The sequence below is a fragment of the Mogibacterium neglectum genome (genome assembly GCF_030644205.1).
In the GTDB taxonomy this organism is placed as follows: Bacteria; Bacillota; Clostridia; order Peptostreptococcales; family Anaerovoracaceae; genus Mogibacterium; species Mogibacterium neglectum.
This window is the reverse complement of sequence record NZ_CP128647.1, coordinates 259,240-285,072: the sequence shown is the minus strand read 5'-3', so window position 1 is coordinate 285,072 and position 25,833 is coordinate 259,240. Positions and strand designations below refer to the sequence as shown.

The 25,833-nt window shown below is 43.9% G+C and carries 25 protein-coding genes; 5 read left to right on the top strand and 20 right to left on the bottom strand.

The features are described from left to right. Positions 1 to 2 precede the first annotated feature (2 nt). The 4 genes from QU661_RS01290 to QU661_RS01275 are packed head-to-tail and all read left to right on the top strand — an operon-like array spanning position 3 to position 5,104. Positions 3 to 1,949, top strand: a complete 1,947-nt coding sequence (locus tag QU661_RS01290) for a site-specific DNA-methyltransferase (RefSeq protein ID WP_304989972.1) — start codon at positions 3 to 5, stop codon at positions 1,947 to 1,949. Then, positions 1,950 to 4,586 (top strand): TnsA endonuclease N-terminal domain-containing protein, encoded by a 2,637-nt coding sequence (locus QU661_RS01285; protein ID WP_304989971.1) that lies wholly within the window; start codon positions 1,950 to 1,952, stop codon positions 4,584 to 4,586. A gap of 2 nt (positions 4,587 to 4,588) precedes the next feature. Further along, entirely contained in the window at positions 4,589 to 4,780 is a 192-nt protein-coding gene (locus tag QU661_RS01280) for a hypothetical protein (RefSeq protein ID WP_304989970.1), read from the top strand. Between the two features lie 3 nt (positions 4,781 to 4,783). After that, positions 4,784 to 5,104 carry a hypothetical protein gene (locus tag QU661_RS01275; protein ID WP_304989969.1) on the top strand — a complete coding sequence of 107 codons (321 nt, stop codon included), beginning with the start codon at positions 4,784 to 4,786 and terminating at the stop codon, positions 5,102 to 5,104. A 497-nt stretch (positions 5,105 to 5,601) separates the two neighbouring features. Here QU661_RS01275 and QU661_RS01270 read toward each other — a convergent pair whose 3' ends face one another. From QU661_RS01270 to QU661_RS01260, 3 genes are read right to left on the bottom strand one after another with little or no spacing between them, the layout of a single operon-like run. After that, positions 5,602 to 6,927, bottom strand: a complete 1,326-nt coding sequence (locus QU661_RS01270; protein WP_304989968.1) for a replication-associated recombination protein A — start codon at positions 6,925 to 6,927, stop codon at positions 5,602 to 5,604. A gap of 17 nt (positions 6,928 to 6,944) precedes the next feature. After that, a complete protein-coding gene (locus QU661_RS01265; protein WP_304989967.1) occupies positions 6,945 to 8,117 on the bottom strand; it encodes a SpoIIE family protein phosphatase in 1,173 nt (390 codons plus the stop codon). Position 8,118: 1 nt separating this feature from the next. Next, a complete protein-coding gene (locus QU661_RS01260) occupies positions 8,119 to 9,789 on the bottom strand; it encodes a [Fe-Fe] hydrogenase large subunit C-terminal domain-containing protein (protein ID WP_304989966.1) in 1,671 nt (556 codons plus the stop codon). 197 nt (positions 9,790 to 9,986) lie between these two features. On the opposite strand from QU661_RS01260, the gene QU661_RS01255 reads away from it, so the two are divergent. Next, positions 9,987 to 10,814 carry a hypothetical protein gene (locus QU661_RS01255; RefSeq protein WP_304989965.1) on the top strand — a complete coding sequence of 276 codons (828 nt, stop codon included), beginning with the start codon at positions 9,987 to 9,989 and terminating at the stop codon, positions 10,812 to 10,814. 116 nt (positions 10,815 to 10,930) lie between these two features. On the opposite strand, the gene QU661_RS01250 is transcribed toward QU661_RS01255, so the two are convergent. From QU661_RS01250 to QU661_RS01170, 17 genes are all read right to left on the bottom strand, one after another. Then, on the bottom strand, positions 10,931 to 11,128 hold the full coding sequence (locus QU661_RS01250; protein ID WP_304989964.1) for a type II toxin-antitoxin system antitoxin: 198 nt from the start codon (positions 11,126 to 11,128) through the stop codon (positions 10,931 to 10,933). Positions 11,129 to 11,240: 112 nt separating this feature from the next. Then, positions 11,241 to 12,233: an SPFH domain-containing protein gene (locus tag QU661_RS01245; protein WP_304989963.1), complete on the bottom strand. Its 993-nt coding sequence runs from the start codon at positions 12,231 to 12,233 to the stop codon at positions 11,241 to 11,243. A 260-nt stretch (positions 12,234 to 12,493) separates the two neighbouring features. Beyond that, positions 12,494 to 12,742: a heavy-metal-associated domain-containing protein gene (locus QU661_RS01240; protein ID WP_304989962.1), complete on the bottom strand. Its 249-nt coding sequence runs from the start codon at positions 12,740 to 12,742 to the stop codon at positions 12,494 to 12,496. Between the two features lie 51 nt (positions 12,743 to 12,793). Beyond that, positions 12,794 to 12,964, bottom strand: coding sequence for a FeoB-associated Cys-rich membrane protein (locus QU661_RS01235; protein ID WP_304989961.1), 171 nt, complete (start codon positions 12,962 to 12,964; stop codon positions 12,794 to 12,796). Between the two features lie 214 nt (positions 12,965 to 13,178). After that, complete coding sequence (feoB, locus tag QU661_RS01230; RefSeq protein WP_304989960.1) at positions 13,179 to 15,335, bottom strand: ferrous iron transport protein B; 2,157 nt, start codon at positions 15,333 to 15,335, stop codon at positions 13,179 to 13,181. A gap of 93 nt (positions 15,336 to 15,428) precedes the next feature. Next, the gene (locus QU661_RS01225) at positions 15,429 to 15,659 is read right to left on the bottom strand and encodes a FeoA family protein (protein ID WP_304990450.1); all 231 of its coding nucleotides are present in this window, start codon (positions 15,657 to 15,659) and stop codon (positions 15,429 to 15,431) included. 73 nt (positions 15,660 to 15,732) lie between these two features. Continuing rightward, positions 15,733 to 15,945: a FeoA family protein gene (locus QU661_RS01220; RefSeq protein ID WP_304989959.1), complete on the bottom strand. Its 213-nt coding sequence runs from the start codon at positions 15,943 to 15,945 to the stop codon at positions 15,733 to 15,735. Between the two features lie 225 nt (positions 15,946 to 16,170). Further along, the gene (locus QU661_RS01215) at positions 16,171 to 16,323 is read right to left on the bottom strand and encodes a hypothetical protein (RefSeq protein ID WP_304989958.1); all 153 of its coding nucleotides are present in this window, start codon (positions 16,321 to 16,323) and stop codon (positions 16,171 to 16,173) included. A 25-nt stretch (positions 16,324 to 16,348) separates the two neighbouring features. Continuing rightward, positions 16,349 to 17,311: a hypothetical protein gene (locus tag QU661_RS01210; protein WP_304989957.1), complete on the bottom strand. Its 963-nt coding sequence runs from the start codon at positions 17,309 to 17,311 to the stop codon at positions 16,349 to 16,351. Positions 17,312 to 17,408: 97 nt separating this feature from the next. Then, positions 17,409 to 18,101 carry a LytR/AlgR family response regulator transcription factor gene (locus QU661_RS01205; protein ID WP_304989956.1) on the bottom strand — a complete coding sequence of 231 codons (693 nt, stop codon included), beginning with the start codon at positions 18,099 to 18,101 and terminating at the stop codon, positions 17,409 to 17,411. Between the two features lie 23 nt (positions 18,102 to 18,124). Beyond that, on the bottom strand, positions 18,125 to 18,553 hold the full coding sequence (locus QU661_RS01200) for an RrF2 family transcriptional regulator (RefSeq protein ID WP_304989955.1): 429 nt from the start codon (positions 18,551 to 18,553) through the stop codon (positions 18,125 to 18,127). Between the two features lie 134 nt (positions 18,554 to 18,687). Next, the gene (gene cysK / locus QU661_RS01195) at positions 18,688 to 19,620 is read right to left on the bottom strand and encodes a cysteine synthase A (RefSeq protein WP_304989954.1); all 933 of its coding nucleotides are present in this window, start codon (positions 19,618 to 19,620) and stop codon (positions 18,688 to 18,690) included. A gap of 379 nt (positions 19,621 to 19,999) precedes the next feature. After that, entirely contained in the window at positions 20,000 to 20,794 is a 795-nt protein-coding gene (locus tag QU661_RS01190) for a 5'-methylthioadenosine/adenosylhomocysteine nucleosidase (protein ID WP_304989953.1), read from the bottom strand. Further along, positions 20,778 to 21,245, bottom strand: a complete 468-nt coding sequence (locus tag QU661_RS01185; protein WP_304989952.1) for an S-ribosylhomocysteine lyase — start codon at positions 21,243 to 21,245, stop codon at positions 20,778 to 20,780. Before QU661_RS01185 ends, QU661_RS01190 begins: the two co-directional genes overlap by 17 nt. Before the next feature lie 135 nt (positions 21,246 to 21,380). Next, positions 21,381 to 22,571: a pyridoxal phosphate-dependent aminotransferase gene (locus QU661_RS01180; RefSeq protein WP_304989951.1), complete on the bottom strand. Its 1,191-nt coding sequence runs from the start codon at positions 22,569 to 22,571 to the stop codon at positions 21,381 to 21,383. A 74-nt stretch (positions 22,572 to 22,645) separates the two neighbouring features. Further along, complete coding sequence (locus tag QU661_RS01175) at positions 22,646 to 25,297, bottom strand: heavy metal translocating P-type ATPase (protein WP_304989950.1); 2,652 nt, start codon at positions 25,295 to 25,297, stop codon at positions 22,646 to 22,648. Positions 25,298 to 25,315: 18 nt separating this feature from the next. Further along, positions 25,316 to 25,609 carry a metal-sensing transcriptional repressor gene (locus tag QU661_RS01170; RefSeq protein WP_304989949.1) on the bottom strand — a complete coding sequence of 98 codons (294 nt, stop codon included), beginning with the start codon at positions 25,607 to 25,609 and terminating at the stop codon, positions 25,316 to 25,318. Between the last annotated feature and the right edge of the window lie 224 nt (positions 25,610 to 25,833).

The following is a 25,833-nucleotide window of genomic DNA, read 5'->3' as shown; positions in this document are numbered from 1 at the left end:
AAATGGATGAGCAGCTTACTTTTGAATTTGAACAGAGACCCACGATCAAGGGGTTCCCTGAACTTCGCTGGACGGGCAAGCGTCCCTACCGCTCATCGCAATATTACCCTGCACAGTTGCGGGAATCTTACGGCGATGCCCAAGACGGATGGATCAACAAGATTTTCTGGGGAGACAACCTCCAGGTTATGAGCCATATGCTGAAGGACTATCGTGGTCAGATCGATCTCATCTATATTGACCCTCCGTTCGACAGTAAGGCTGACTATAAAAAGAAAATCAGCGTCCGTGGACTTGGTTCTGCTGAGACAGATAGCACATCATTTGAAGAAAAACAGTACGGGGATATCTGGTCTAACGATGAATATCTCCAGTTTATGTATGAACGACTGACAATTATGTACCAGCTTCTCTCCGAAAAAGGTGCTATCTACATCCATTGTGATTGGCATAAGTCAGCACAGCTTCGTTGCCTGTGCGATCCAATATTTGGTCCCGAAAATTTCAGGAATGAGATTGTCTGGTGTTATCGTACCTCTCTGCGTAGCTCTTCCCATGCTTTTGGCAGGGATCATGACACGATTTTGTTTTATGCAAAATCTGATGCCCATAAGATTCATCCGGACAGAAAAGACTTTCCTGTCAGCGAAGCAACAATAAAGCGTTGGGCTGCCTATGCGGACGAAAACGGATTTGTTAGCAACAAACATTTCGCTGGTAGTAGTAGTACAATTATCGATACCTCCGATGAATCGAAGGGCTTCTATATCAATCAAGGTATCCCTCGTGACTGGTGGGAAGTATCTGCGAATGTGGCCAAGGGCAACACGCTTGAAGTTGTGGCAGGTAAATATCCTACTCAAAAGCCAGAAGCTCTTATCGAACGCATCATCAAGGCTTCATCCGATCCTGGTGACCTTGTTTTTGACTGCTTTATGGGCAGCGGTACTACGCAGGCAGTTGCCATGAAACTTGGTAGGCGCTTTATTGGTGCGGACATCAACCTCGGAGCCATTCAAACAACTACCAAGAGACTGCTCTCCATCGCTGCAGAACTGAAGCCTACCCATAAGCCTGTAACTTACGAGATGATTCAGCCACAGCTTTCGATGGTGGCCGAGGAGCCTGCTCCATATCTTGCCGCAGCAAGCGCAGGCGGCAATACCGAATTGAGTGCCGAAGATCGTGGTAAGGTAATCGACTTCTTTAAGGCGAAGGGACTGGATACGACCGCTTTGGAGGAGGGTGTGAAGTACACAGGATTTGAAGTCTATAATGTGAATAACTACGACTTCTTCCGCAATCCTGTGGAAGCCCGCGACCTTCTCATCGCCGCTCTGGAAATCCAACCGTTCCCGCAAAGCGATGTCTGGAACGGTGAACTTGACGGCAGGATGGTAAAAATCATGCCCGTCAACCGCATCGCTACCAAAGCAGACTTGAAGGAGCTTCTTGCGAACCTTCCGTACAAAACCTACGAGAAGCGCAAGGAGGAGAATCCGAACCAGCCTGTGGAGCGCATAACCATCGTCTGCATGGGACACGAGCCAGACCTAAAGGGCGCGCTGGAACAGGAACTTAACGAATACAAGGTAGATATCCAGATCATGGACATCCTCCGCGATAAGGCAGACCTTCAGCTTAAGCGCGACTCCGAGGCAGAGATAGTCCGTGAAGGCGGCAAGCTGGTTATCAGAGCGTTCTACCCGATGAACCTCATGCAGAAGCTCTCTCTCCAGAAAGAGTATGTGGAGGACTGGAGTCAACTCGTTGACTCCATCATGATTGACTGGAACTACGATGGCGTAGTTATGCAGCCGACCGTGACCGATGTTCCCGGCAAGAACGAGATAGTCAAGGGAATCTACGATATCCCGGAGGGCTGCGGAACTATCAAAGTCAAAATTACCGACCTGCTCTCCGAGTCGCTGGAAGTGGAGGTGCATTAAATGGCTGTAGAATTTGATTCGAATTTTTCCTTTAATCAGCAGCTGTGGTATTACTACACCACGAACCGTGGAAAGATTCGTTCCCGTTACAATGACCTCACAAGAAAGTTCCTCGCCTACAACGACAGCGAGGAGAATCCCCACGCCTTTCTGCGTAAACCGCAGTTCGAGGCTTTGGAGATGTATGTCTTCGTGAAGGAATTCATGAATAACAAGCAGGTCTACGAAATGTTCGATGACTGGCGTCATAAGAGAGACTGTTTCTCCGATGCATCCTACTACGCTCTGGAGAAGAACGGCCAGATCAGGCTCTTTGATGCTCCTACCGAGAGGCAAACGGATACGCTCTTCAAGCAGATGAAGAAGTACCGTGAGGACTATCCGAACTACATCTACGCTCTTACGATGGGACTCGGCAAAACCATCCTCATGGCTACCTGTATCTTCTACGAGTTTCTGCTTGCGAAGAAGTATCCGATGGATAAGCGTTTCTGTCACAATGCCCTCGTGTTTGCGCCGGACAAGACTGTCCTTCAATCACTCCGTGAAATCATGACCTTTGATAAGACGAAAGTCGTGCCGCCAGAGTATTCCCGTGTGCTTGATGCGAATATCAAGTTCCACTTCCTGGATGAGACTGGAACTATCCTGCATACGATTGATGATTCTGATTTCAATATCATCATCTCCAATACACAGAAAATCATCGTAAAGAAAAAGCGTAAGGAAGAGACACCCGGTCAGATGCTTTTTAATGGCACCGGCTCCCTGCTCTCTGCCGTTTACGGTGCAGGTAGCGAGGATGACGAGGATGACGCATGGGACGATACCACGCTGATGGATAACCAGCGTTTCAAGAAACTGTGCCGCCTTCCGCAGCTCGGCGTCTATGTCGATGAGGCTCACCACCTCTTCGGAGCAGACCTGGAAAAACAGATCAGGTCAAGCGGAGCGAATAAGACGAGCCTCCGTGATACCATCAATCTGCTTGCTGCGAACACCTCCATTGTGGCTTGCTATAACTACACTGGTACGCCGTATGTCAAGAACCAGCTCTTGCCGGAGGTGGTCTACGCTTACGGTCTGCGTGAGTCTATCTGGAACGGCTTCTTGAAGGATGCTGACCCGCTCGGCTTTGAAAATGTAAAGAGCGATGAATTCCTCACCGCTGTGGTTACTACATTCTGGAAGAGATACGGCGGCAAGACATACGAAGGTCTGAATCCGAAACTTGCTATTTATGCCGCAGGTGTTGAGGAGGCCGCTACAGAAGTAAAGCCTGCTCTTGAGAAGATACTCGCAAAACTCGGTATCCCGGCATCGAAGATCCTCTTGAATGTCGGGGACACCAAATATACAAAGAACGATGACATCAGAGATTTCAACAACCTTGATGTTCCCAGAACGGAAGGAAACGAAAAGCAATTCATCATCCTCGTTGAGAAAGGCAAGGAGGGCTGGAACTGTTGTTCTCTGTTTGCCGTGGCACTTTTCCGCAGTCCGAAGTCAAAAATATTCGTCCTGCAGGCTACGATGCGTTGCCTCCGTGCAATCACGGACGAGCGCCTGACTGCCACGGTATTCCTCTCCAAGGAGAACTACGACACCTTGGACGATGAGCTGCATAAGAACTTCAATATGGATATCAAGGACATCAAGAATCCGTCCAATGCAGACCGTCACAAATACCAGGTGCGGGTTCTGCCGCCTCCGAGGACTATTACCCTCAAGCGTGTGTGGCATGAATATACCCTCCACGAGAAAGAATACTCCGAGCCTGTGGACTTCAAGCTGGTCGATACAGACCTCTCCAAGTACGCAAGCATCATGTACGAGCGCGATAGCCTTGCCCGTGATACCACAGTCAAGGAAAAGAACATCGACTATCTCCAGGAAAACATGAAGTTCAGCGAATTCTCCCTCGCAGGAGAAGTGGCTCAGTATCTGAATATTTCCTGTATCCTTGCCTCAAGGATTCTTCGCGAATCGATGGATGGGATCGACACGGTTCTCAAAGCGGTCAACCGCTATAATGCTGTTTTGGATGACTATATCATCCCAGCTGTGTTCCACGCACTCTTTGATGTTACCTCGGAACTAAAGACCGAAGACAGAGAACTGGTGTTGCTGCGTGAGCCAAAGGATGCAGGCTACTATGAATTCTCTGCCAAGGATGACCTTGTTATCACGAATAAGTATAAGGGCTTTACGCCAGATCAGCTTAAGAAGAGTTTCCATGCCGACACGTATTGCTTCGATTCCATTCCGGAAAAGGAATGCTTTATGCAGTACATCACGAACGGCAAGGTCGCAGAAGTGTACTTCACGGGTATGTTTACATCGAACCAGGGCGATCTCTCTGTCCACTACTATGACCCTGAGTCCGGCAGAATCCGTCAGTATTATCCCGACTTCCTTGCGAAGATGGCGGACGGCTCCTATCAGCTTATTGAGGTCAAGGGAGACAACAAGATCGATGACACCGTGGTAAAAGCAAAGCAGGCGGCCGCTGAAGAGATGGCTGTGGCAAGCGGCGTGAAGTATCTCATGTACGCTGGTAGCCGAATCGTAAGTTCGCACATTCTTGATGACGAACCGATGACCTCACAGCAAGGCACACTGCCGCTGGGCGTTTAATTATGAAGCACAAAGTAAAAGTACAAGTCCCTGTGGAAAAGCGTGGTCTCTTTGGCATCAAGAAAACCGTAATGGAGACCCGCACCATAGAGGTAGGCGGCAAGACTTATAAGAAAATTAAAAAGCATCAGGAAAATCGTCCGTACTCCATCGAGGAGATGATATTCTACGATGACCTATTCGATGAGGATTAAAGCGTGTTCGGGTTTGGCAAGAAAAAGAAGATAGATAAAGTGGCATGGGCTGAAGCGATCTTCAATAAAACTCTGAAGAATCCCGACAAGGTTTCCGAAGAGGAACTATCCGTTTACACCACAGGGATGCTCCAGCAGTACCTCAGAATCATTCTTGAGAGTGTCAATATCGTAAAGACAACACGGAACGAAGAAACGAGGCAAGGACGAGTTGACCTGTGCTACACAAATCTGGAACGCATGCAAAAGCTCGAACCGTTCTGCAACGATGATCAGAAGGCTATGATTTTGCAGGCGGAAACCGCTATCCAAGACATGATGTAACCTTTTTATTTTCCCTTGCGGGTTCACTTTCATTTTGAACACATCGAATTTGAAACGGCGGTCGGGTTCAAATCTGTAAACCGTCACCGCAACAAAAACAGCATAAACAAAAAAGAAGGCTTTCGGCAGACCATCCAAATCTGCTGAAAGCCTTTATTTTAGCCGCTTTTCTACACTTCTGTGTGCAGAGCATTGTATCAATCCTTGGTTATACATATCGGTATAGTGATAGATATTTACAAAACCGTTTCTTTTGGCATAGCTTTCAAGTAGTTGCTTTTGATTGATGATGGAATTGCTTTCTCCTTGCATTTAATCATCTCAACTTAAATGCTCGTAAAGGGCTTTTGTCCTGTTCTTTTCGTATTTGACATGAGAATTACCTCCTTTCTAAGTTTTTATTATTTTCTCTGTCCCTAAAAGGTTAATCCTTTATGTACTGTTATCAAGTATGCTCCGCCGCTGTCGTTGGCGAAATCACTATTTCTCTTGCGCATTTACTTATGTGACTTCTTCCACTCCTTGATGTTCTTCAGGCGTTCCTTGAATTTCCCTTCAACACCCTGTTCAGTCGGTTTATAGTACTCGCGCTCAACTAACGAATCCGGAAGACACTGCATGGACGTAATCTTGTCTTCGTAATCATGAGCGTATTTGTACCCCTTGCCGTATCCGAGATCTTTCATAAGAGAAGTTGGAGCATTTCTAATGTTGAACGGCACTGGTTCTGCCATGTGCTTCTGTGCATCATCCCTTGCTGCAAAGTAAGCCACTTCCATGGCATTAGATTTAGGTGCCAGCGCCATATAAATCACTGCTTCCGTAAGATGTACCGAACACTCAGGCATGCCTATAAAGTGACAAGCCTGATAAGCTGCTATCGCTATCTCAATTGCCCGAGGGTCTGCAAGTCCTACATCTTCCGAGGCGAATCTAGCAACACGCCTAGCCACATAGAGCGGATCTTCTCCCGCCTCAAGCATCCTCGCAAGCCAGTATACGGCTGCGTCGGCATCCGAATTTCTCATCGACTTATGAAGCGCCGAGATGATGTTGTAATGCTCCTCGCCATTCTTGTCGTAGAGCAGTGACTTCTTAGATATACACTGCTCGAGTGACTCCATCGTTATATCTATAGTTCCATCAGCCTTGATATCACCATTTAGTATTACCATCTCCAAAGTGGTCAGTGAGCTTCTCGCATCTCCATTGGCAAACTCTGCAATCATGTGAATCATATCATCAGTGATATTAATTCTCTCGCCGCCGAAACCTCGAGGGTCACCTATTGCTCGCCTTATGAGCTGCTCTATATCACGAGTTTCTAGATTCTTAAGCACGAAAACCTTGCAGCGAGATAAAAGCGCTCCATTCACCTCAAAATACGGGTTTTCAGTAGTTGCCCCAATCAAAGTGATGCTGCCCTTTTCAACAAAAGGTAGAAACGCATCCTGCTGCGCCTTGTTGAATCTGTGAATCTCGTCAATAAAGACTATCGTTTTCTCACCGAATCTCGTATACCTATCTGCCTGCTGCATAACTGTGCGTATTTCCTTAATGCCACTAGTTACAGCAGAGAAAGTTATGAAATTCGCCTTTGTTTTGCTAGCGATAATCTGTGCAAGTGTCGTCTTTCCAACCCCGGGCGGTCCCCAGAAAATCATCGACGGCACCTTATCGGACTCAATAAGCTTGCTGAGGATTTTGCCCTCACCAACTAGGTGCTGCTGACCTGCGAATTCACCGAGGTCTCTTGGTCTCATACGAGCAGCTAAAGGCTCATCCTTAGTATTCTCATTTTCAAATATCGATATCTGTTCCATCTAATCCCTTTTTTATCTTAGAAATAACTCACCTTTACGCGTTTCCCCATCTTCTCGAGGGAAGCCGAAAGCTCCTCTATCATATTCATCTTAACACTGAAATTGAGCGGCATATCCGCCTCCTGATGTGCTGGGTTTACAGCTCTTCCTACGAAGAAATTGATGTCAGTAGCCTCTTCAAATAGCGTACGGCTAACGAGAGAGGCCGCATCGTGCGAGACACTCCACTCTGCGAAGCCCTCGTCATTTGCAAGATAATCACGAGCATTTTTCACCACGTGATCGATTGTAACGATTCCTTCAGTGACAAGCTCTACTCCCTCGATCTCTGACATCGGTGGTCCACCTAGGCTTGGATTCACCCTATTAGTCCTGATTGGTTTACCTAGGTAGTCAGCTGCAATTGAAGCAGTTGTGCCTCCGCAGATGATATGCTTTCCCGCCTTCGAGAAGAATAATGACATCATGCGGTCGCAGTCTTCGCGATTTGCAGGCGGACCGAACAGCAGATTGACCTGTGTACGTTTTATAACTCTAAGTATACAAGCGGTTGCATCATCAATCGGCTTACCCTTGTATAGCTTATTACATTCCTCGACGAGGATAGTTGCCAAGGTCTTGGCCGGATATCCAACAGGCGCGATAGTTTCCATGAACGAAGCTATATCTGACTCCGTCCACTCCTTGTTATATGATAGCTCTGAATTTGCACCTGGACAGCCATCGCTCATAGCGATGAATATATCATCTTCTTGCAGTTTAACCTCAGAGCGATAAATCTTTTTGCCGTCTATTACATGCTCTATCATCTCGTATTCAGTTGCAACAAAATCCCTGATAAGAATTACCCTTGGATTCTCATACTGGATAAGCTCAAGTTTTTCGCTATCTTTGATGTGCATAATCGTAAATGTCGAATAGGCTACATCATACTCGGAGCTTATTGGAAGAGTCGCAGCAATAGTGTGTACGCACTCTTCGAGTGACATTCCTTCTGCCATCATCGTAGAAATGATTTTAGAAGTCAGTGTAGACAGGATACTCGCTTTTACACCGCTTCGAAGTCCGTCAGCGAGAACCACGATTTTATCACCATTCGACTGTTGCGCAACTGCAACTGTATCACCGCAAAGCGGTTCACCGAAGTGATTAATACTCTTGTAACCGATATCTATACTGAGATCGTTCATACTAATCCTCCATCGTATCCTTCAGCTTAGTTAGTGCAATCTTAGTCTCGGCAGTAGTCTCACCGAGTAGCGAAGCAATTTCCTGAACTATTCTCATCTGTTTCTCTACCATTTGGTCAGCTATAGCAGTAGTTTGCTGTCTTATTTTAGCCTTTTTGGATCTCTCATTCGCTTCATCAGTTACGTCTTCTATCAAACAGAATAGCATATGATAGTTGCTGTCATACAAAATACTCTGTTCCACATACCTGTCATACTCGGCGAGATAAGCACACTGGAACGAGCTCTTTTTACTCTGGAGCACATCCATGAATGGCTTTGGATCTAGGAGTGTAACAATCTGTGCACCGAGCACGTCCTGCGCTCTTCTAATATTCATAATCTTGCAAGCAGCGGGGTTAATCTCCTGAATCTCTAGACGTTCATTAAGCACAAGTAATCCGTTCGGTGTGTTGTCAAAGATAATATCTGAAAAGTTCTCTGACTTCTTCGTCAAGAGCGGTTGACACACCTTAATCTCCGCCTTGTTCTGGTATACAGCGATTGCCTTTTCACGGCAGGTTTCGTATCCGCACATACCACAATTAAGCTCATCCGCAGGTTTACTCTTACCCATTTGCATCATAATCTCACGAATTTTGTGTTCATTAGGCAGTACTTTCATACCCTGCATCATCTCAAAGTTTCTAGTTATCGCTGTCAACTCAGGTTGCTCTACGTCAAAATGCTTATCACCTGCATAAGCGCTTATAGCCTTGTAGTTTCTCACTGGTGTATTATGATACTTCTCGAAGGATGGACCACCCACACAGCCACCAGCACATGCCCATAGCTCGATAAAGCATTTTTCAACTTCACCGTTCTTGATGTCTTCGAGCACGTCGATGCATTTATTTGCCCCATCGACCGACAGGTAAGCATAACCATGGTCATCTCCTTTCATGCACTTCGAGATACCACCGCTCGCTGCAAATAGCCTCTCCTTGGATGCTTCGCATTCGTCCATGCCCTCGCTCATCTCAACCTGCTTCTCCTTAAGCAGTTCATCGAACTCCTCGAAGGTGAGCGCCGCATCGAACGTTGACCCCTGACGGTTCACCTCATCCTTACGCGCTATGCAAGGTCCAACAAAAACCACCTTAGCATCCTCGTCACGAGACTTGATATCTGCGCTATGTATCTGCACGTAAGACATCGCATCGGAGAGATGTTTGATAAGGTCTGGGTAGTGCTTCTGAATCATGAGATTTACCGATGGGCAGCACGAAGAAATTACCACGCTCTCGCGCTCATTTTCGATAACCGCCTCATATTCACGCTTTACAACCACACCAAACTTGGCAGCTTCTTCAGCCGCTACAAATCCGAGTGCCTTAGCAGTTTCCTGGAATTTCCCGATACCGGTTCCCGCATAGTAAGCGATGAAAGAAGGGTCCACACTTAGGTATACTGGCGCATCTCCATCGAGAAGCATCTCCACTCTCTCGACATCGCTAAGAATCTTCTGAGCGTCCTGCGGACAGACTACATAGCATTGACCACACAGCATGCATTCATCTGCGATTACGTGTGCAAGATTGCCAGAGAATCTAATCGCCTGCACCGGGCAGTGACGGACGCACTTATAGCAATTTTTGCAATCGGATTTCTTCAAATAAATAGGATGAGCCATTTCATTCCCTCTCTTTTCTCAAAAACAGTATCGTCATTAGCTACAATTCTGACTAATCATACGTATCGTTTATATCATACCTATGCTTATAATATCCCAATTTGTTCGTTTACAAAAGGCGGTATTTCAGATAAGATTATTTCATCTGGATATATGTATATACACTATCATAAATTCACCTTTTAGGAGATAAACAAATGGGTTCTACAAGTTCGGTATGGAAGCGATTATGTGTAAGACTATTTAATCGTAAATCCATAATCAATTATATTATTATATCATTTACCTCAGTAGCAATATTACTCGGATTGATGAACTACATACCTTCCGTAGATAAGATGCGTGCCAAAGCACTTAATACCATCAGTAACATGAGTACTTCCAAGTATTTCAAGGAAGATATTAGCACCGTTAATGACATAAAGGCTGAGTATAAGGACAAGATCAAACAGCAGATTCTGAAGCAAGATCTGAGCAAGACTGTAAGCAAGTTCAACAAGGCGGTTGCTAAGGTCAAGACTAAGCCAGAGATGGTAAAGTCTCTAGTCAAAAAGCTTGAGAAATACGAAAAAGATATTTATAGCGATGAAGACAAGGAATCCGCAAAGGAACTAATTCACAATTTCAAAGTCGGTGCGAAGGAAGACTCCTCCAAAGAAGCCCTGAAGGCTAGGTATCTCGATATCGAGGAACAGATTCTTAAGTTCAAGACTGTAAAGCAGCATGAAGAGGAAGAAGCTCGCAAGATTAAAATCGCTGCACGATGGACTATTGCAGGCTCTAACGAATATCCATTTAAGCTCGATTCCGATGGCAACTTCATCATGCCGATAGACATGAACGGTTCTCATGGATATCTAACCGGGAAGTGGGAGCTTGATAACAAAACAGTCACTGTTCACATTTTAAAAAATACAATCGACGAGAACTACAAACCATACGACTGGATTTTTAACTATGATGAAGATGCAGACACTCTCGTCGGCACGGGACAGTTCGCTGGCTGGGAATATACGAAGTATTAATCGCATGACCAAGCTTTAGATATCTAGTCATATCTTATGCTGACTATTAAATTACTGGATAGAATCCAAATACCATGAAAGTGGGCGGATAGCAATAAGCCATCCGCCCTTACTATTTACTCAATGTCTATATCTAGAGGCTTGTCTATCTCCTCACCGACATACTTGCCGTTCTTGCGTCTCTGGCGGACGCACTCCGAGAGCAGATATTCAATCTGCCCGTTCACAGAGCGAAAATCATCCTCTGCCCAAGCATGAATGTCCTGAAACAGTTTATCAGATATTCTGAGTGGAATTTGTTTTTTATTTGCCATGAATCCTGCGTACGCCTTTTCTTACTACTAGTAGTCCTTCTATGATTTTAATACATTGACGCAGTATAGTCTGCGATTTATGCATTTAAATTTAATTTGCCCCTATACTTAATTAATACAATGACCCTGAGTTAACGATTGGCTGAGCATCATGGCTTCCACAAAGTACAACCATTAGATTTGAAACCATTGCAGCCTTGCGCTCTTCATCAAGATCTACTATCCCATCATCACTTAACTTTTCTAAAGCGAGCTTAACCATGCCAACAGCACCATCTACGATCATCGCTCTCGCATCTACTACTGCGCTAGCCTGCTGTCTCTGAAGCATCACAGCTGCGATTTCAGGTGCATATGCGAGGTATGTGATACGTGCTTCGATTACTTCGATACCTGCATCAGCAACTCTCTTCTGGATATCCTCCTTGATGCGCTCAGCAACCACATCGCTTGACCCCCGAAGCGAACCTTCGTCAGCCATGCCATCACCAGTGGTATCGATATTAGGTGCGACATCATATGGATATAATCTTACCACATTTCTCAGCGCCGAGTCACTCTGTAGCGAGAGATATTCTTTGTAGTTATCTACGTTAAATACCGCCTTTGTCGTGTCTGTCACTCTCCACATCACAGCAATTCCAATCTCGATAGGATTACCGATTGCGTCGTTAATCTTTTGAACTGAATTATTTAACGTCATGATTTTAAGAGAAATTCTCTTACCTGATACCGAATCGCTATCGCCATTTCCTAAAACAACAGCTGCTTTTCCTTTAATATCTCCCGACTGCCCAAGTTTTGTATTCGCTGCAGGGTTAACTGATGTACAAAATGGATTTACATAGTAAAATCCCTCTCCTTTAAGGGTTCCGTAGTACTTTCCGAACAGAGTAAGTACTAATGCCTCCTGAGGCTTTAGCGTTTTAAGGCCAGCAAATGGAATCCATCCTAGAGCTAGATACAGCCCGCATATTCCTAGAAGCGTTATGTTGCCACTAGTTGAGCTGTTAATTATCCCAAATACCGCCAGTACATATAGCCCGACGAGTAGAATCAGCACAGGAATCCCATGTTTCTTGTTGGTTATAAGTTTCTCTGTCATTGTAGCGACCTCCTTCTATCCAAATGTTTTTAATCGCTTTTATAATTTGATGATATCATTCTAATATCATAAGTCAAGATAATTTAGCTATTTAGATAGCGGTAATGTATTCCATAGGAGTAGTACCAATTTATGACCACTATATTATTTAAAAAAAGAGATGCATAGAATACCTACACATCCCTTAGCTATTTTAGAACAAATTATAATTAACAAAGTTAATACAGGCATCATGAGCCGATGCTCGTTTGCCACAGTTACTAGAATCCAAAAATCCCCTTCTTAACATATGGTTCTGTTTCCATTTCAGTAACCTTATATCCCATCTGTCCAAGCTCATAAGTAAGCTCTTCTCTAGGAATCTCGTCAGGCGACACTATAACGCACTCACCGTTTACGTGAGATGCCTTTATCTTCTTAACATCAAACTTTTTTCTAATTAAATCCTTTACATGCGTCTCACACATGTTGCACTGCATGCCATCGATCTTAACGGTAGTCTTAATCATGTCACGCACCCCCTATCTATTATTAAGTGCTAGTAAAACAATTACAGCGACTTACTTATCTTCCTCGGTATGAGGATGAGCACTACAGCCTGAACAGCCGCTACAACCACTTCCGCAGCCACAGCTTGTGATACCAGCCTTGCGCTTCTTTATAACATCTCTGATGATAAAGAATGCTATTACAGCAACTACAGCAACTACAATTATATCAATTACGTTCATATCTCCACTCCTCCTGTAAGTGTATTCTAACTCTTCTCTGTGACGTTTATGCGTTTATTTGAAGAAACTAATAAGCACCTTCACAGCCCCTATAAATATTATAGCGACAAGAGAGAGTACAATCACATCTACTAAATTCATCTCATACCCTTTCTATAATCATAGCTTGAGCAAGTAATAGTACTCGCTCAAGCTATGATTTCACTTTATTTATTTACTTTACGCCTTCAGAGCCGTCTAACATTCTCTTCTTGTTCGGATCTGGTCTAAATAACAGGTACAGTACGAAGATTGCAATAACTGCTGCTACTACTGTCCATATACCGAATGCAACCTCGCCGATTGCAAGTCCAACTAGCTGATATACAACTAACGCAAATAGATATGCAGAAACGTTCTGGAAGATGATTGTATACCAGAAATGATTTCTGTTATTCATCTCCTTAGCAACTGTCGATATTGCAGCGAGACAAGGCGAGTCAAACAGGTTGAACATCAGGAATGAGATAGCTGCGATTGTAGTTGGGAAGAATGCATCGAATGCTGTTCTCATCGAAGCATTGTAGTCTTCAATTGCTCCGAGTCCAGACAGGACTCCCATCGTGGAAACGATTCCTTCCTTAGCAACAAATCCTGAAATCGAACTTGCAACTGCCTGCCATGTTCCAAAACCAAGTGGCTTGAAGATGAATGCAACCGCACCACCGATATCTGCCATCAAGCTATCCTTAGCATCTACAGCTCCGAATGAACCGTGGCTGAATCCGTAACTTGAGAGAACCCACATAACTACTACACAGAGGAACAGAATTGTTCCGGCCTTCTTGACGAATGCCCATACTCTCTCCCATACGTGTATGAGAACACCTTTTACCGAAGGAATATGATAGTTAGGAAGCTCCATGATGAATGGTGCTGGCTCTCCTGCAAACTGTTTAGTCTTCTTGAGGATGATACAAGAGCAGATAACCATTCCGATTCCTACGAAGTACATCAGAGGAGCTACCCACCATTTATTACCTAAGATATAAGCAGAAATCGTAGCGATTACAGGAAGCTTAGCTCCACACGGAATCGCCGTGGTTGTCATCATCGTCATACGACGATCCTTCTCATTCTCGATGGTTCTAGTCGCCATGATTCCAGGTACCCCGCATCCAGATGAGATGAGGAAAGGAATAAATGACTTACCAGATAGTCCGAATCTTCTAAAGATTCTATCCATGATGAACGCAACTCTCGCCATGTATCCGCAGTCCTCGAGGATTGAGAGGCAAAGGAATACGCATGCCATCTGAGGTGTGAATCCGAGTACGGAACCGATACCATTGATAACACCATCTACTACAAGGGAAACAACCCAGCCCGATGCTCCGAGGCTTTCAAGGCCTTTCTTAGCACCTGGAATAATCCACTCACCGAACAGCGTATCGTTAGCCCAGTCGGTCAGAGGTGTACCAATCTTTGAAATAGCTAGCCAGTACACTAGGTACATGATTACTACGAAGATTGGAAGTGCCAAAAGTCTGTTCGTGACGATTCTATCTATCTTATCAGAAGTCGAAAGCTTTTCATGGTTTGCCTTCTTAACCATAGCCTTAGGCGCAACCTTGTTGATATAAGCGTATCTCTGGTTGATAACGATACTCTCAGCATCATCATCGAGTTCTGCTTCGCAGTCCGCAATATGTTCCTCGATATGCTTACTGAGCGCAGGGTCTAGCGCCAGCTCAGCTACAACCTTCTCATCTCTCTCAAAGAGTTTGATTGCATACCATCTGAGGTTATCCTTGCTTACGATATTCTCGATTGACTCTTCGATGTGTGCGATTGCATGTTCGACTGATCCGTTGAACACATGTGGGAGTTCTCCTGGCTTGTGAGATTCAGCAACTTCGATAGCCTTCTTGATAAGCGCATCAGAGCCGGATCCTTTAAGCGCACTTATTGGAAGAACAGCACATCCCAGTTCTTCACTGAGCTTATTTAGATCTATAGTGTCCCCGTTCCTTTCAACTAGGTCCATCATGTTAACTGCGATTACAACAGGTATGTTGAGTTCGAGCAGCTGCGTTGTGAGGTATAGGTTTCTCTCTAGGTTCGTTCCGTCAATGATATTGATGATAGCATCAGGTTTCTCATTAACGAGATAGTTTCTAGAAACAACCTCCTCTAATGTGTATGGAGAAAGCGAATAAATTCCGGGAAGGTCTTGAACGACTACATCCTTATGTCCACGGAGTTTTCCGTCTTTCTTCTCAACGGTTACACCTGGCCAGTTACCAACATACTGCGCGGAACCAGTCAAGGCATTAAACAATGTGGTTTTACCACAGTTAGGATTACCCGCGAGGGCGATCTTAAGTGACATGTTAGTACACTCCTTTCATGGTACTTAATTTATAGTTAGTTCAGTTAGACTAATCTATAATTTAAAAAAATAGAAGTTTGCTTAAACCTGATATTAATCTTCTATCTCAACATCGATTAAAGCTGCATCAGCCTTTCTAACAGAAAGCTCATAGCCTCTAACAGTTAGCTCGATTGGATCACCGAGTGGCGCAACCTTTCTCACGAAAATATCGGTTCCCTTAGTGAGACCCATATCCATGATTCTTCGCTTTACTGCTCCGACACCATTGATCTTCTTAATAGTAGCAGTCTTACCAACTCTAACATTATTAAGAGTATCCATCTGAGTTGCCATGTTGTTCTCCTCCTTAAAATAAATTCATATAATGCTAAAGAATTATTTGCGTATATATGCGCTATACCATAATTCGTCTTGCCATTGTCTCATTGAGCGCAATCTTAGATCCGTGAACTTGTAAGATTACATTACCGTTGAATGCACTTACCACTTTCACATCGGCATCAACTACAAATCCGAGCTCTGCGAGGTGCTGTCTAATCACATCGCTACCAGTTATCTTTTTTACTGTAACAAGCTCCCCTTGATTAACAAGTGTGATTGGAATCATACTGCATCTCCTCCTCCACTAATTAAAATACGCGGTACAAAGCCGCGCTGTCAGTTAAATTAGCTAACATCGTGTTAGGCACTCTTAACTTAAATTAGTGTACATTAACCATATTATTTTGTCAACAAAAAATGGTTAGTTTCATCAAATTTAAGCGTATGTTTTAAAATAAAAACCGACCATGATTCACGTTCATGATCGGTTGGTATTTCAATGTCTTATTCTCTATTTATTATCTGAACATCGTCTAGCTCTATCGACTTCTTCCCGCGTGGTTATGCCACCAAACCCATCGATATTCTGAACGCGTTTCTTGGTATATATTTTGACAGCTATCGCCACCACAAATATCACCCAAACAGTTATCTTAAGCACCATTTTTTCCATCTCCTACAGACGCTCATTATAGAACTGACTTCTTCTTGGCTTCTTTAAGTTTCTTATACCAAAGAAGCAGTTTGATATCGGATATTATAAGGACAGTTAGCCAAGCTAGTCCGACTCCAGCTCCTGTAGTCGCTGCATTTGCCACAGTTTCTGCAGCCCTACTTGAAGCTATGCCAGTCCCAGCACCACCCAAACTACTTCCTGCGCTACTTGTGCTTGAACTATTTGTATCACTTGAAATATTCTCGTTCGCTGGGTTATTTGCGCTATTAACTGCACCAGTAGTGCCTGAATCCGATGATGCATTTGGCTTCGCCTGCTGGGGACTTACCGCTGATGAAGTTCTGTTCTCACTTCTATTTCTTGTACCTGAAGATATTTTTCTAGCTATGCTTTGAACTACACTTGCGGCAGGGCTATGCCCATTTGTGTTTGTCCTATCCACGGTGTCTGTATTCGTATTTCCACCGCTACCACTATTACCGCCATTATTTCTATTGCCGATAGTAACTGTAGTCATTGCCACATTAATAAACTCACTGTTATTGGCAATTTCCAGCCTATAGCTTCCACGCAGTGTATCTGGTGTTACATGAGTCGCCCCATTGACTCTTACGAAATAGTCCCTGCCAAATACTATATCCGGTATAACCGCAGCATTCCTATCTGTATAGAATGTCATACTTTTATTGGCAATGTATTCAAGGGCTTGGTCACTATCCATACCACTTATTTCTTCTGGCAAAATAGTTGTGCTATTAAGATAATAACCGATATTGTATGTAACACCGTTCTTGGTTACACGAATTATATGATCATTATTCGTATTATTGCTCGCTCTATCGCCTGTAGGTTCTAGATAAGCATCAGTATTAACAGTCTCACCTTCCACACGATTCTCTAGCAATCCATTTTCATCAAGTGTCACTGGCTTATCAGAATCACCTTCAAGTGCAAAAACATTTAAGCTATAAAGCACAAAAACCAAACACATCACCAAAATGCGCACTACCCTATATGCTTGCCGTCGCGTACTATTAAAACCTTTGTTCAATTTCCTATTATTACACATCTTTTTAAGCTTCTTTTATCTTTTTAATATAGTTCCTACCAGCTGGAAGCACCGTTCCGTCGCGCAATGTCACATCTCGCATAGTCTTTTTTGAAATATATTCGGCATTTACAAGATACGCCCTGTGTATACGAACGAAATTCTTTCCCTCAAGTTCCTCACTGAGCTTAGCTAAAGGTGAATAAAAGCTAAATTTCGAATCACCATAATACACCGTCGTAAGCCTTTTATACACCTCGAAATATTTAATTCCCGATAGGTTGATTACTCTTGTCTCTCCAGCACAGCGAAGAATAATAACTTCACCGCTTCGCTCTCCCTTGCGAATGAGGAAATGTCTGATTACCTCGCTAAATCTCTCGGATGGAGTCTTTCCTTTTATCAGATACGCGAGAGCTTCATAGTCATACCCATTAACAGCATAGTCTATAGTTCCTGTAAAGAAAACTATCTCCCCTCCGTAGTTCATATCACGAAGTTTCTTTGCCACCGTTATGCCGTCAAGTCCTGGCATCATGATGTCTAGGAATACGATATCGATTCCGATTTCTAAATCAGGATACTTAAAGAGCAGTTCGTTGCCTGACTCAAATTCAAGCACTGTCAAACCGTCTTCAAAACTGCCTTTATTCTTGAGCAGTTCCTTATAGCACCATTCGCGTTCTCTAGCGTTGTCATCACAAATTATTGCGTTCATATAAAGCGTTACTCCGCACTACATCAGATGACGTAGTTATCTGCGGTATTCCCCTCCATCAAATCAGCTATAGTTATTCCATCTAAATATTCACTAATCAGCTTGTCAAGCTCATTCCACATAGGTCTTGTTCGACACTCGAAGGATCTGTCGCACTTGCAGTCTGTCTCATCTATACAAGCGACCGGAGCAAGCGTACCTTCCGTTAGCCTAAGTATATCGCCGACGCGATACTCCTCAGGCTCTCTATTAAGCTTGTATCCTCCGCCTTTGCCATGCTGTCCATCGAGCATACCAGATTTAGTTAGAGCCTGCATGATTTTAGTCATATACTTAAGCGACACATCTTGTCTATCGGCAATTTCCTTCATAGGTATGTATTTGCCATTCATATGTTCGGCAAGATCAATCATCACCCTTATGGCATATCTTCCTCTCGTTGAAACTAACACAGTTTCCTCCTATTTTTTAAATCCATTATATTTTACATTAAGTTTACATGAAACGCAAAAATGCGGGACGATAATGTCTAGCCCCGCATTTACATAATAATTTTCTTTATAATTAATGATATGTCGATCAGCTATTATTCCTGAAATAGCGGTGTCGATAGATATCTATCTCCTGTATCAGGTAATAGAACTACGATGTTCTTACCTTCATTTTCTGGTTTCTTAGCAAGCTCGATAGCTGCCCACAATGCTGCTCCAGAAGAAACTCCAACCAGTACCCCCTGCTTATGTCCTAGCAGTCTACCAGTCTCAAAAGCATCCTCATTAGTAACAGGAATTATCTCGTCATATATATGTGTGTTAAGAGTTTCAGGTACAAAACCAGCACCGATGCCCTGAATCTTGTGAGGTGCAGCCTCACCCTTTGCAAGGGTCTGAGATGCCTCTGGCTCAACAGCAACAACCTTTACATCGCTTTTCTTAGATTTTAGATACTCTCCAACACCTGTGACAGTACCACCAGTTCCTACTCCAGCTACGAAATAGTCTACTTTTCCATCAGTATCTTCCCAGATCTCAGGTCCGGTAGTATCCCTATGAGCTGCAGGATTAGATGGATTTACGAATTGTCCTGGGATATAGCTATTCTCCGTCTCAGCTGCAATCTCCTCAGCCTTAGCTATAGCTCCCTTCATTCCTTTCGCTCCCTCTGTCAGAACAAGCTCTGCACCATATGCCTTCATAAGCTGTCTTCTCTCTACAGACATAGTCTCAGGCATCACGATTACAGTTCTATAGCCCTTTGCTGCAGCTACAGCAGCGAGTCCAATACCAGTGTTGCCAGAAGTTGGCTCTATAATGGTTGCACCAGGCTTTAGCTTGCCACTAGCCTCCGCATCCTCAATCATTCTCTTAGCAATTCTATCCTTAACTGAGCCAGCTGGATTAAAATACTCGAGTTTAGCTAGAACCTTTGCCTTTAGTCCAAGTTCATCTTCGATTCTTGTAAGTTCTAGAAGTGGTGTCTTGCCGATTAGCTGATCAGCAGATGTATAAATGTTAGCCATGATGTAACCTTCCTTTCAGTTTCTCATAAAAGATCAATAACTGCTCTTGTCATCAATCATGTTCTTCTCTAGTCAAAATTTTCATCTTCTATAGTAACCTCTTTGGGCTTTAAATTATTAACTACTTATTTGGTAGTTAAGTAGATTATATTTATATCTATGTGTTTTGTCAACTGCAAAATTATGTTTTTGTTTCCGTACTTGCAATGCTTCTAAGAATTCTGATAATACAACTTTCAAAAAATGATAAAAAGCAGCAATTCTATGAAATCACTGCTCTTATCACTAGTATTTAAAGCTTCACCAAGTCATTCTGAATGCGATATTATTATTCAAACAGATATAATATAAATCATTTCAGTTAGTCGAGTCGGATAGTTTAGCGATTTGATGGTGCTAGCTTAGCCAGCTCTATTATTATCTCTGCAGATAGCTTCGAGGCTTTCTTCTCGAATTCATCATACGACTCGTTGTTAGTTCCATCAGCCATGTCAGATATTACTCTGAGCACCGCACAAGGTATGTTCGCACAGCTTGCAACGTATGCTAGAACCGCGCCCTCCATCTCAGCGGCATCTCCGCCGAAATCATCCCTCAGTTCCGCCTTAACCTCCGGACTATTGATGAACTGATCGCCGCTCACGATTCTGCCTACAAGCACTTTACCAGCATCTTTATACTCTCCAGCAACCACTTCAGATACATCGGCCAGTAATTTCACCATGCTGTCATCCGCCTCAATGATTGTTGGCTTTGATCTATCTCCTGTGGCAAGACAGCCCTTGGCATAACCGATTGGGCTGAGGTCAAAGTCGTGCTGGATAAAATCCTTTCCAACGACAATATCCATAGGTCTAAGCTCCTTATTGAGCGCACCCGCAACTCCGCTGTTGATTATATAGCTTGGCTTATACTTATCGATCATCAGCTGAGTACCCCTAGCTGCGTTAACTTTACCGATTCCACATCGCACTAGCACCACCTGAGTCTGTTCTAATATGCCTTCATAGAATTTAAAGCCATAAGTTTCTTCAACCGAGACGCCTCTCAGCTGTTCCAGCAAGTCCTGCATCTCGACATCCATAGCACAGACTATTCCTAGTCTAGCATTGCCACCAATTACTGCAGCCGCATCGCAGAAGGCTGCACCTATACTCTTATCCTTCATAGTCATAATCAAGCTTCTCCTCATTCCAGTCCCTTAAAACTTCCACCATATCTATCGCAACTTCTCTTGCCGCCTCGAGGTCGTGCTCCTCACTGTTTCCGCATTCACTCCTAGCCGCACCAGGGATCTCACCTTTATATTCAGATATGAACTTAAATGACTCTCTCACTAGGCCTATCGCTTGCTGTCCAGTAGCGGTATCTCTCATCAATAAGTAGAATCCAGTCCTACATCCCATAGGTCCAATATATATGACTTTATCGGAAATCTCGCTGTTCCTCGCATACGTTGCAAATAGATGTTCGAATGTATGAAGTGCCTCATTTGAAACATAATCACCCATGTTCGGTTTCTTCATCCTTATATCGTAGGTCACTACATCTCCATCTATCCTCGATATATACATGCCCTTCTCAAGGGTATCGTGGTTTACGTTAAAACTCGCAATCCTCTCCATCTTATCCTCTCTTCGTAAAACAATAAGCGTGCGAGAAATATCCTCACACGCTTATTTTATCACAATTCTGAAGTTTTAGTCTATAATGCATGTCTCTTTGGAGACGCAGCACTATCCCTTATCACTCATCGAAACTTAGCCAAAATACTTCTTTCCTAGCTTAGCAAACGACTCAGCTGATCTCTGAATAGTCTCATTAGAGATACAGAACGAAAGTCTGATATATCCAGGGCAAGCAAATGCGCTTCCAGGCACTGCGAGAATTCTCTCCTCCTTAGCAGCAGCTACGAGTTCCTTTTCATCAGCAACTGGTGATTTTACCCATAGGTAGAAAGCACCCTGAGGAACAACTGCTGTGAATCCAGCATCTGTTACAATCTTGTACAGATCTTCAGCGTTCTTCTTGTAATATGGGATATCAACCTGTGCATCCAGGCATCTCTCAACTGCTAGCTGGATGATTGATGGAGCATTAGTGTCTCCTGAAATACGGTTAGCAACGGTTGCCGCTGCCATAAACTCCTCAACGTTGTCAGACTTTGGAGATACAGCAAGGTATCCAAGTCTGTCTCCAGGAATCGAAAGTGACTTCGACCATGAGTACGCGATGATTGTATTGTCGTATAGATCTGGAATGAAAACAATTTCCTTATCTACATAAACTAGCTCTCTGTATGGCTCGTCAGTGATAATGTAGATAGGGTGTCCATATTCTTTCTCAGCTTCCTTGAGCACCTCTGCGATTTTCTCGAGAGTTTCACGCGAATAGATTGCTCCTGTTGGATTGTTAGGGTTGTTGATAATTACTACCTTAACCTTTGGATCAAGAGCCTTCTTAAGCGCCTCTGGATCCGGCTCGAATCCATTTGCTTCATTTGGAGGTACGACTACTGTTTCTGCATGGTAGTTGCTAGCCCAGTTTGCATACTCAACGAAATATGGAGCAAATACCACCTGCTTATCACCTGGGTCAAAGATAGTCTTCATGATTACGTTAATCGAAGAACCTGCTCCAACTGTCATTATGATATTTTCAAAAGTGAAGTTTGACCCAAATCTCTTATTGAGATTCTCAGCTACCGCTGTTCTTGTGGACTCGAAACCAGCATTAGGCATGTAGCCGTGAACTAGATGCGGATCCATCTCGTTGTTAACGTAGTTGATAGCTTCTCTATACTCCTTTGGTGGGTGTAGTCCAGGGTTTCCAACACTGAAGTCGTAAACATTCTCTGGACCATATATCTTTGCCATCTTCTTACCCTCTTCGAACATAGCTCTGATAACCGAGCTGCCCGCTAGGAAGGGTTCCATACTTTTTGCGATCATAATTACCTCTCCTCTTACCTTTTAATACTTAACGGCTTAAGCCGTGTATAGGTTAATTGTAACATACCATTTTGCTATGCAATAGATATAACTTTATAATCTTTGTCTTCTACAGCTTTCTTTAACACGTCATCCGGCACGCCTTCTGATAGCTTAACTACGGCTGTTCCCGCCTCATGGCTAACCTCAGCTGAGTTGACACTCTCGATAGCTTCGAGCGCTTTCTTTACAGTGGCTTCGCAGTGTCCGCACATCATACCTTCAATTTTCATAGTTTTTGTCATAACTTTGCCCTCCTTTAAATTATCTTCATGCAAATTATTTGTTTCGTTTTGCCCCAACTCCTCGGAGCTTTCTTCATTTCCCGTAACTTTCGCAATTAGCGAATTCAATTTTGTTTCACTAACCTCGCCTTTGCCGTGCCTATCCACATTTGCATTGTGAACCTTGAACAGATTTAATCTGAGTGCATTCATGCATACGCAGAAACTAGAGATACTCATAGCTGCGGCTCCCCACATAGGATTCATAGACCAGCCCTTCATGAAGTGTACATAAGCACCTGCAGCAAGTGGAATTAGAAGGATATTATAGAAAAATGCCCAGAATAGATTTTCATGTATATTTCTAAGCGTAGCTCTGCTGAGTCTTATCGCTCCGGAGACATCCGATAGCCTGCTGTTCATAAGCACTACATCTGCAGCATCGACCGCTACATCTGCTCCAGCCCCGATTGCAATTCCGACATCTGCCCTTGTGAGTGCAGGAGCATCGTTTATTCCGTCTCCGACCATCGCAACCTTGCCGAGCTTTCCGAGTTCTCTTATCAGATTTTCTTTTCCATCTGGAAGAACGCCCGATGCGACATAGTCAATACCAGCTTTATTGCCGATTGCACGCGCAGTTCTCTCGTTATCACCGGTTATCATAACGATCTTAAGCCCTTGCCTCTTCATCTCTGTGATTGCACTCCTGCTATCGTCTTTAACAGTATCTGCAACGGCTATCATGCCAATAAGCTTTCCGCCACCAGCAAATAAAAGAGGTGTCTTTCCCAGCGCTGCCAATGAGTCTGCCTCAGCCTTGATGTCATCAGCTACTTCTACAAGTTCAGATATGTATTTTACACTGCCTGCATGTAAATCGCCTTTGGAGTCAGTTCCTACTAACTTAGCCTGGATGCCCTTTCCTGATATCGCTTCAAAAGCTTCGATCTCGACATCTGAGAGCTTAAGATTTTCTCTTTTCTCTTCGAAGTATCTAGTAATAGCCAGTGCAAAAGGATGCTCGCTTCTAGCTTCGAGAGCATTAGCGATATTGAGAAGCTGAACTGCCGTAACTCCCTCTGCAGGCTTTATATCTGTGACCGTAGGCTCGCCCTTAGTGATAGTCCCTGTCTTGTCAAGGGCAACTATCTGAATTCTGCCCATCTCCTCTAGTGAACTAGCTGTCTTAAACAATATTCCGTTCTTAGCCCCAAGGCCGCTTCCGACCATGATAGCTACCGGAGTTGCCAGTCCAAGCGCGCATGGGCAGCTAACAACGAGCACAGCTATTCCTCTAGCTAGAGCGTATCCGAATGGCTGTCCGACGAATATCCAGATTAGCGTCACGATTACAGCAATTATAATTACTACAGGTACGAACACACCCGATACCTTATCCGCTATCTTGGCAATCGGTGCCTTGGTAGCTGCTGCATCGCTGACCATCTTGATAATCTGCGCTAGGGTTGTATCTTCCCCAACACGTGTAGCCTTTGCTCTTATAAATCCAGTTCTATTAATCGTAGCCGCTGAAACTCCGTCACCAACCGTCCTATCGACTGGAACGCTTTCTCCCGTCAGTGCGGATTCATCTATCGCTGTTCCGCCCTCGATTATCACTCCATCCACAGGTATGCTCTCACCAGGTCTAACGACAAACACATCACCTGTCTTAACTTCCGCAATCTGAACTAAGATCTCCGTGCCATCGCGCTCTATGACCGCAGTCTTAGGAGCGAGCTTCATCAGGCTCTTTAGCGCATCAGTTGTCCTACCCTTAGAAAGAGCCTCAAGGAGTTTACCAACCGTAATAAGAGTAACTATCATAGCAGCTGACTCAAAATACAGGTTATGCATGTCTGCCATCACGGCCTTGGTATCGCCATCAGTCACGCTTCTTGTCATCTGCATCAATATGTAAAAGCTCCACAGGAACGATGTCATAGACCCCATCGCAACCAAGGTATCCATGCTCGGTGCACCAGAGCGCATGCTCTTCCATCCGCTGACAAAAAATTTCTTATTGATAAACATAACTATTACTGCCAGTACCATCTGTATAACCGTGATACCAATGTGGTTACCATCTAGGAATTTTGGTAGAGGCAGTTGAAACATTGTGTGTCCCATCGAAAAATACATCAGCACCAATAGAAACACTACCGACAAAGCGAGTCTTCGTTTAAGCACAGGGCTTTCTTTATCCTCGAGAGCCTTCTCTTGAGCTTCGAGTGAATTTGCAGAGGATTTGCTTTCTTCTGCCCCTTGTATAGTTGCTCCATACCCAGCATCCTCTACAGCTTTCACAATAGCTTCGCTGTTTGCATTGCCTTCAACTCCCATAGAGTTGGTCAGCAGGCTTACGGATACCGATTCCACTCCTGGGACCTTACTCACTGCTTTCTCGACATGAGCCTGACAAGCGGCACAGCTCATACCAGTGATATTATATTTATCCATCTAATCTCCTCCCTCGCTTTATTTCATAAGCTTCTGCATGACTTTAACGAGCTCATCGATAGTCTCATCATCACCGTTTCTTATATCATTAGCGACACATCCCCTGATATGGCTCGCCATTAGTTCCTTGTTGAAGCTATTAAGCGCACTATTCACAGAAGAAACCTGAATCAATATATCAGGACAGTATGCGTCTTTCTCAAGCATACCTTCGATGCCCCTAATCTGACCTTCTATTCTCTTCAGTCTGTTCATCAGATTCCTATATTCCATATGCGAACGCTTTCGGTGGCGCTCAGAAAATTCTGTCATCTCTCCTCCTCGCATACAAATGCTTCACAGCTAATTTATACAGAATATTGTCTACAAAAAGAGCATATACCCCCTACCCCTATATGTCAAGTCGGTCTAACTGTATTGCACATGTGTTTTTCCCTATACATTCCTACACCATAAAAAGCACCTTCCTTACCACTTGTATAGTAAAGAAGGTGCATATCACGGTTTCTATCAGCTTATATCTCCATCAATTGCTT

Excerpts from the sequence above, each read along its gene's own strand:
- QU661_RS01290 (WP_304989972.1), top strand. The coding sequence starts at position 3 with ATGGATGAGCAGCTTACTTTTGAATTTGAACAGAGACCCACGATCAAG.
- QU661_RS01285 (WP_304989971.1), top strand. The coding sequence starts at position 1,950 with ATGGCTGTAGAATTTGATTCGAATTTTTCCTTTAATCAGCAGCTGTGG.
- QU661_RS01280 (WP_304989970.1), top strand. The coding sequence starts at position 4,589 with ATGAAGCACAAAGTAAAAGTACAAGTCCCTGTGGAAAAGCGTGGTCTC.
- QU661_RS01270 (WP_304989968.1), bottom strand. The coding sequence starts at position 6,927 with ATGGAACAGATATCGATATTTGAAAATGAGAATACTAAGGATGAGCCT.
- QU661_RS01265 (WP_304989967.1), bottom strand. The coding sequence starts at position 8,117 with ATGAACGATCTCAGTATAGATATCGGTTACAAGAGTATTAATCACTTC.
- QU661_RS01260 (WP_304989966.1), bottom strand. The coding sequence starts at position 9,789 with ATGGCTCATCCTATTTATTTGAAGAAATCCGATTGCAAAAATTGCTAT.
- QU661_RS01255 (WP_304989965.1), top strand. The coding sequence starts at position 9,987 with ATGGGTTCTACAAGTTCGGTATGGAAGCGATTATGTGTAAGACTATTT.
- QU661_RS01250 (WP_304989964.1), bottom strand. The coding sequence starts at position 11,128 with ATGGCAAATAAAAAACAAATTCCACTCAGAATATCTGATAAACTGTTT.
- QU661_RS01245 (WP_304989963.1), bottom strand. The coding sequence starts at position 12,233 with ATGACAGAGAAACTTATAACCAACAAGAAACATGGGATTCCTGTGCTG.
- QU661_RS01240 (WP_304989962.1), bottom strand. The coding sequence starts at position 12,742 with ATGATTAAGACTACCGTTAAGATCGATGGCATGCAGTGCAACATGTGT.
- QU661_RS01235 (WP_304989961.1), bottom strand. The coding sequence starts at position 12,964 with ATGAACGTAATTGATATAATTGTAGTTGCTGTAGTTGCTGTAATAGCA.
- feoB (WP_304989960.1), bottom strand. The coding sequence starts at position 15,335 with ATGTCACTTAAGATCGCCCTCGCGGGTAATCCTAACTGTGGTAAAACC.
- QU661_RS01225 (WP_304990450.1), bottom strand. The coding sequence starts at position 15,659 with ATGGATACTCTTAATAATGTTAGAGTTGGTAAGACTGCTACTATTAAG.
- QU661_RS01220 (WP_304989959.1), bottom strand. The coding sequence starts at position 15,945 with ATGATTCCAATCACACTTGTTAATCAAGGGGAGCTTGTTACAGTAAAA.
- QU661_RS01215 (WP_304989958.1), bottom strand. The coding sequence starts at position 16,323 with ATGGTGCTTAAGATAACTGTTTGGGTGATATTTGTGGTGGCGATAGCT.
- QU661_RS01205 (WP_304989956.1), bottom strand. The coding sequence starts at position 18,101 with ATGAACGCAATAATTTGTGATGACAACGCTAGAGAACGCGAATGGTGC.
- cysK (WP_304989954.1), bottom strand. The coding sequence starts at position 19,620 with ATGGCTAACATTTATACATCTGCTGATCAGCTAATCGGCAAGACACCA.
- QU661_RS01190 (WP_304989953.1), bottom strand. The coding sequence starts at position 20,794 with ATGACTATGAAGGATAAGAGTATAGGTGCAGCCTTCTGCGATGCGGCT.
- QU661_RS01185 (WP_304989952.1), bottom strand. The coding sequence starts at position 21,245 with ATGGAGAGGATTGCGAGTTTTAACGTAAACCACGATACCCTTGAGAAG.
- QU661_RS01180 (WP_304989951.1), bottom strand. The coding sequence starts at position 22,571 with ATGATCGCAAAAAGTATGGAACCCTTCCTAGCGGGCAGCTCGGTTATC.
- QU661_RS01175 (WP_304989950.1), bottom strand. The coding sequence starts at position 25,297 with ATGGATAAATATAATATCACTGGTATGAGCTGTGCCGCTTGTCAGGCT.
- QU661_RS01170 (WP_304989949.1), bottom strand. The coding sequence starts at position 25,609 with ATGACAGAATTTTCTGAGCGCCACCGAAAGCGTTCGCATATGGAATAT.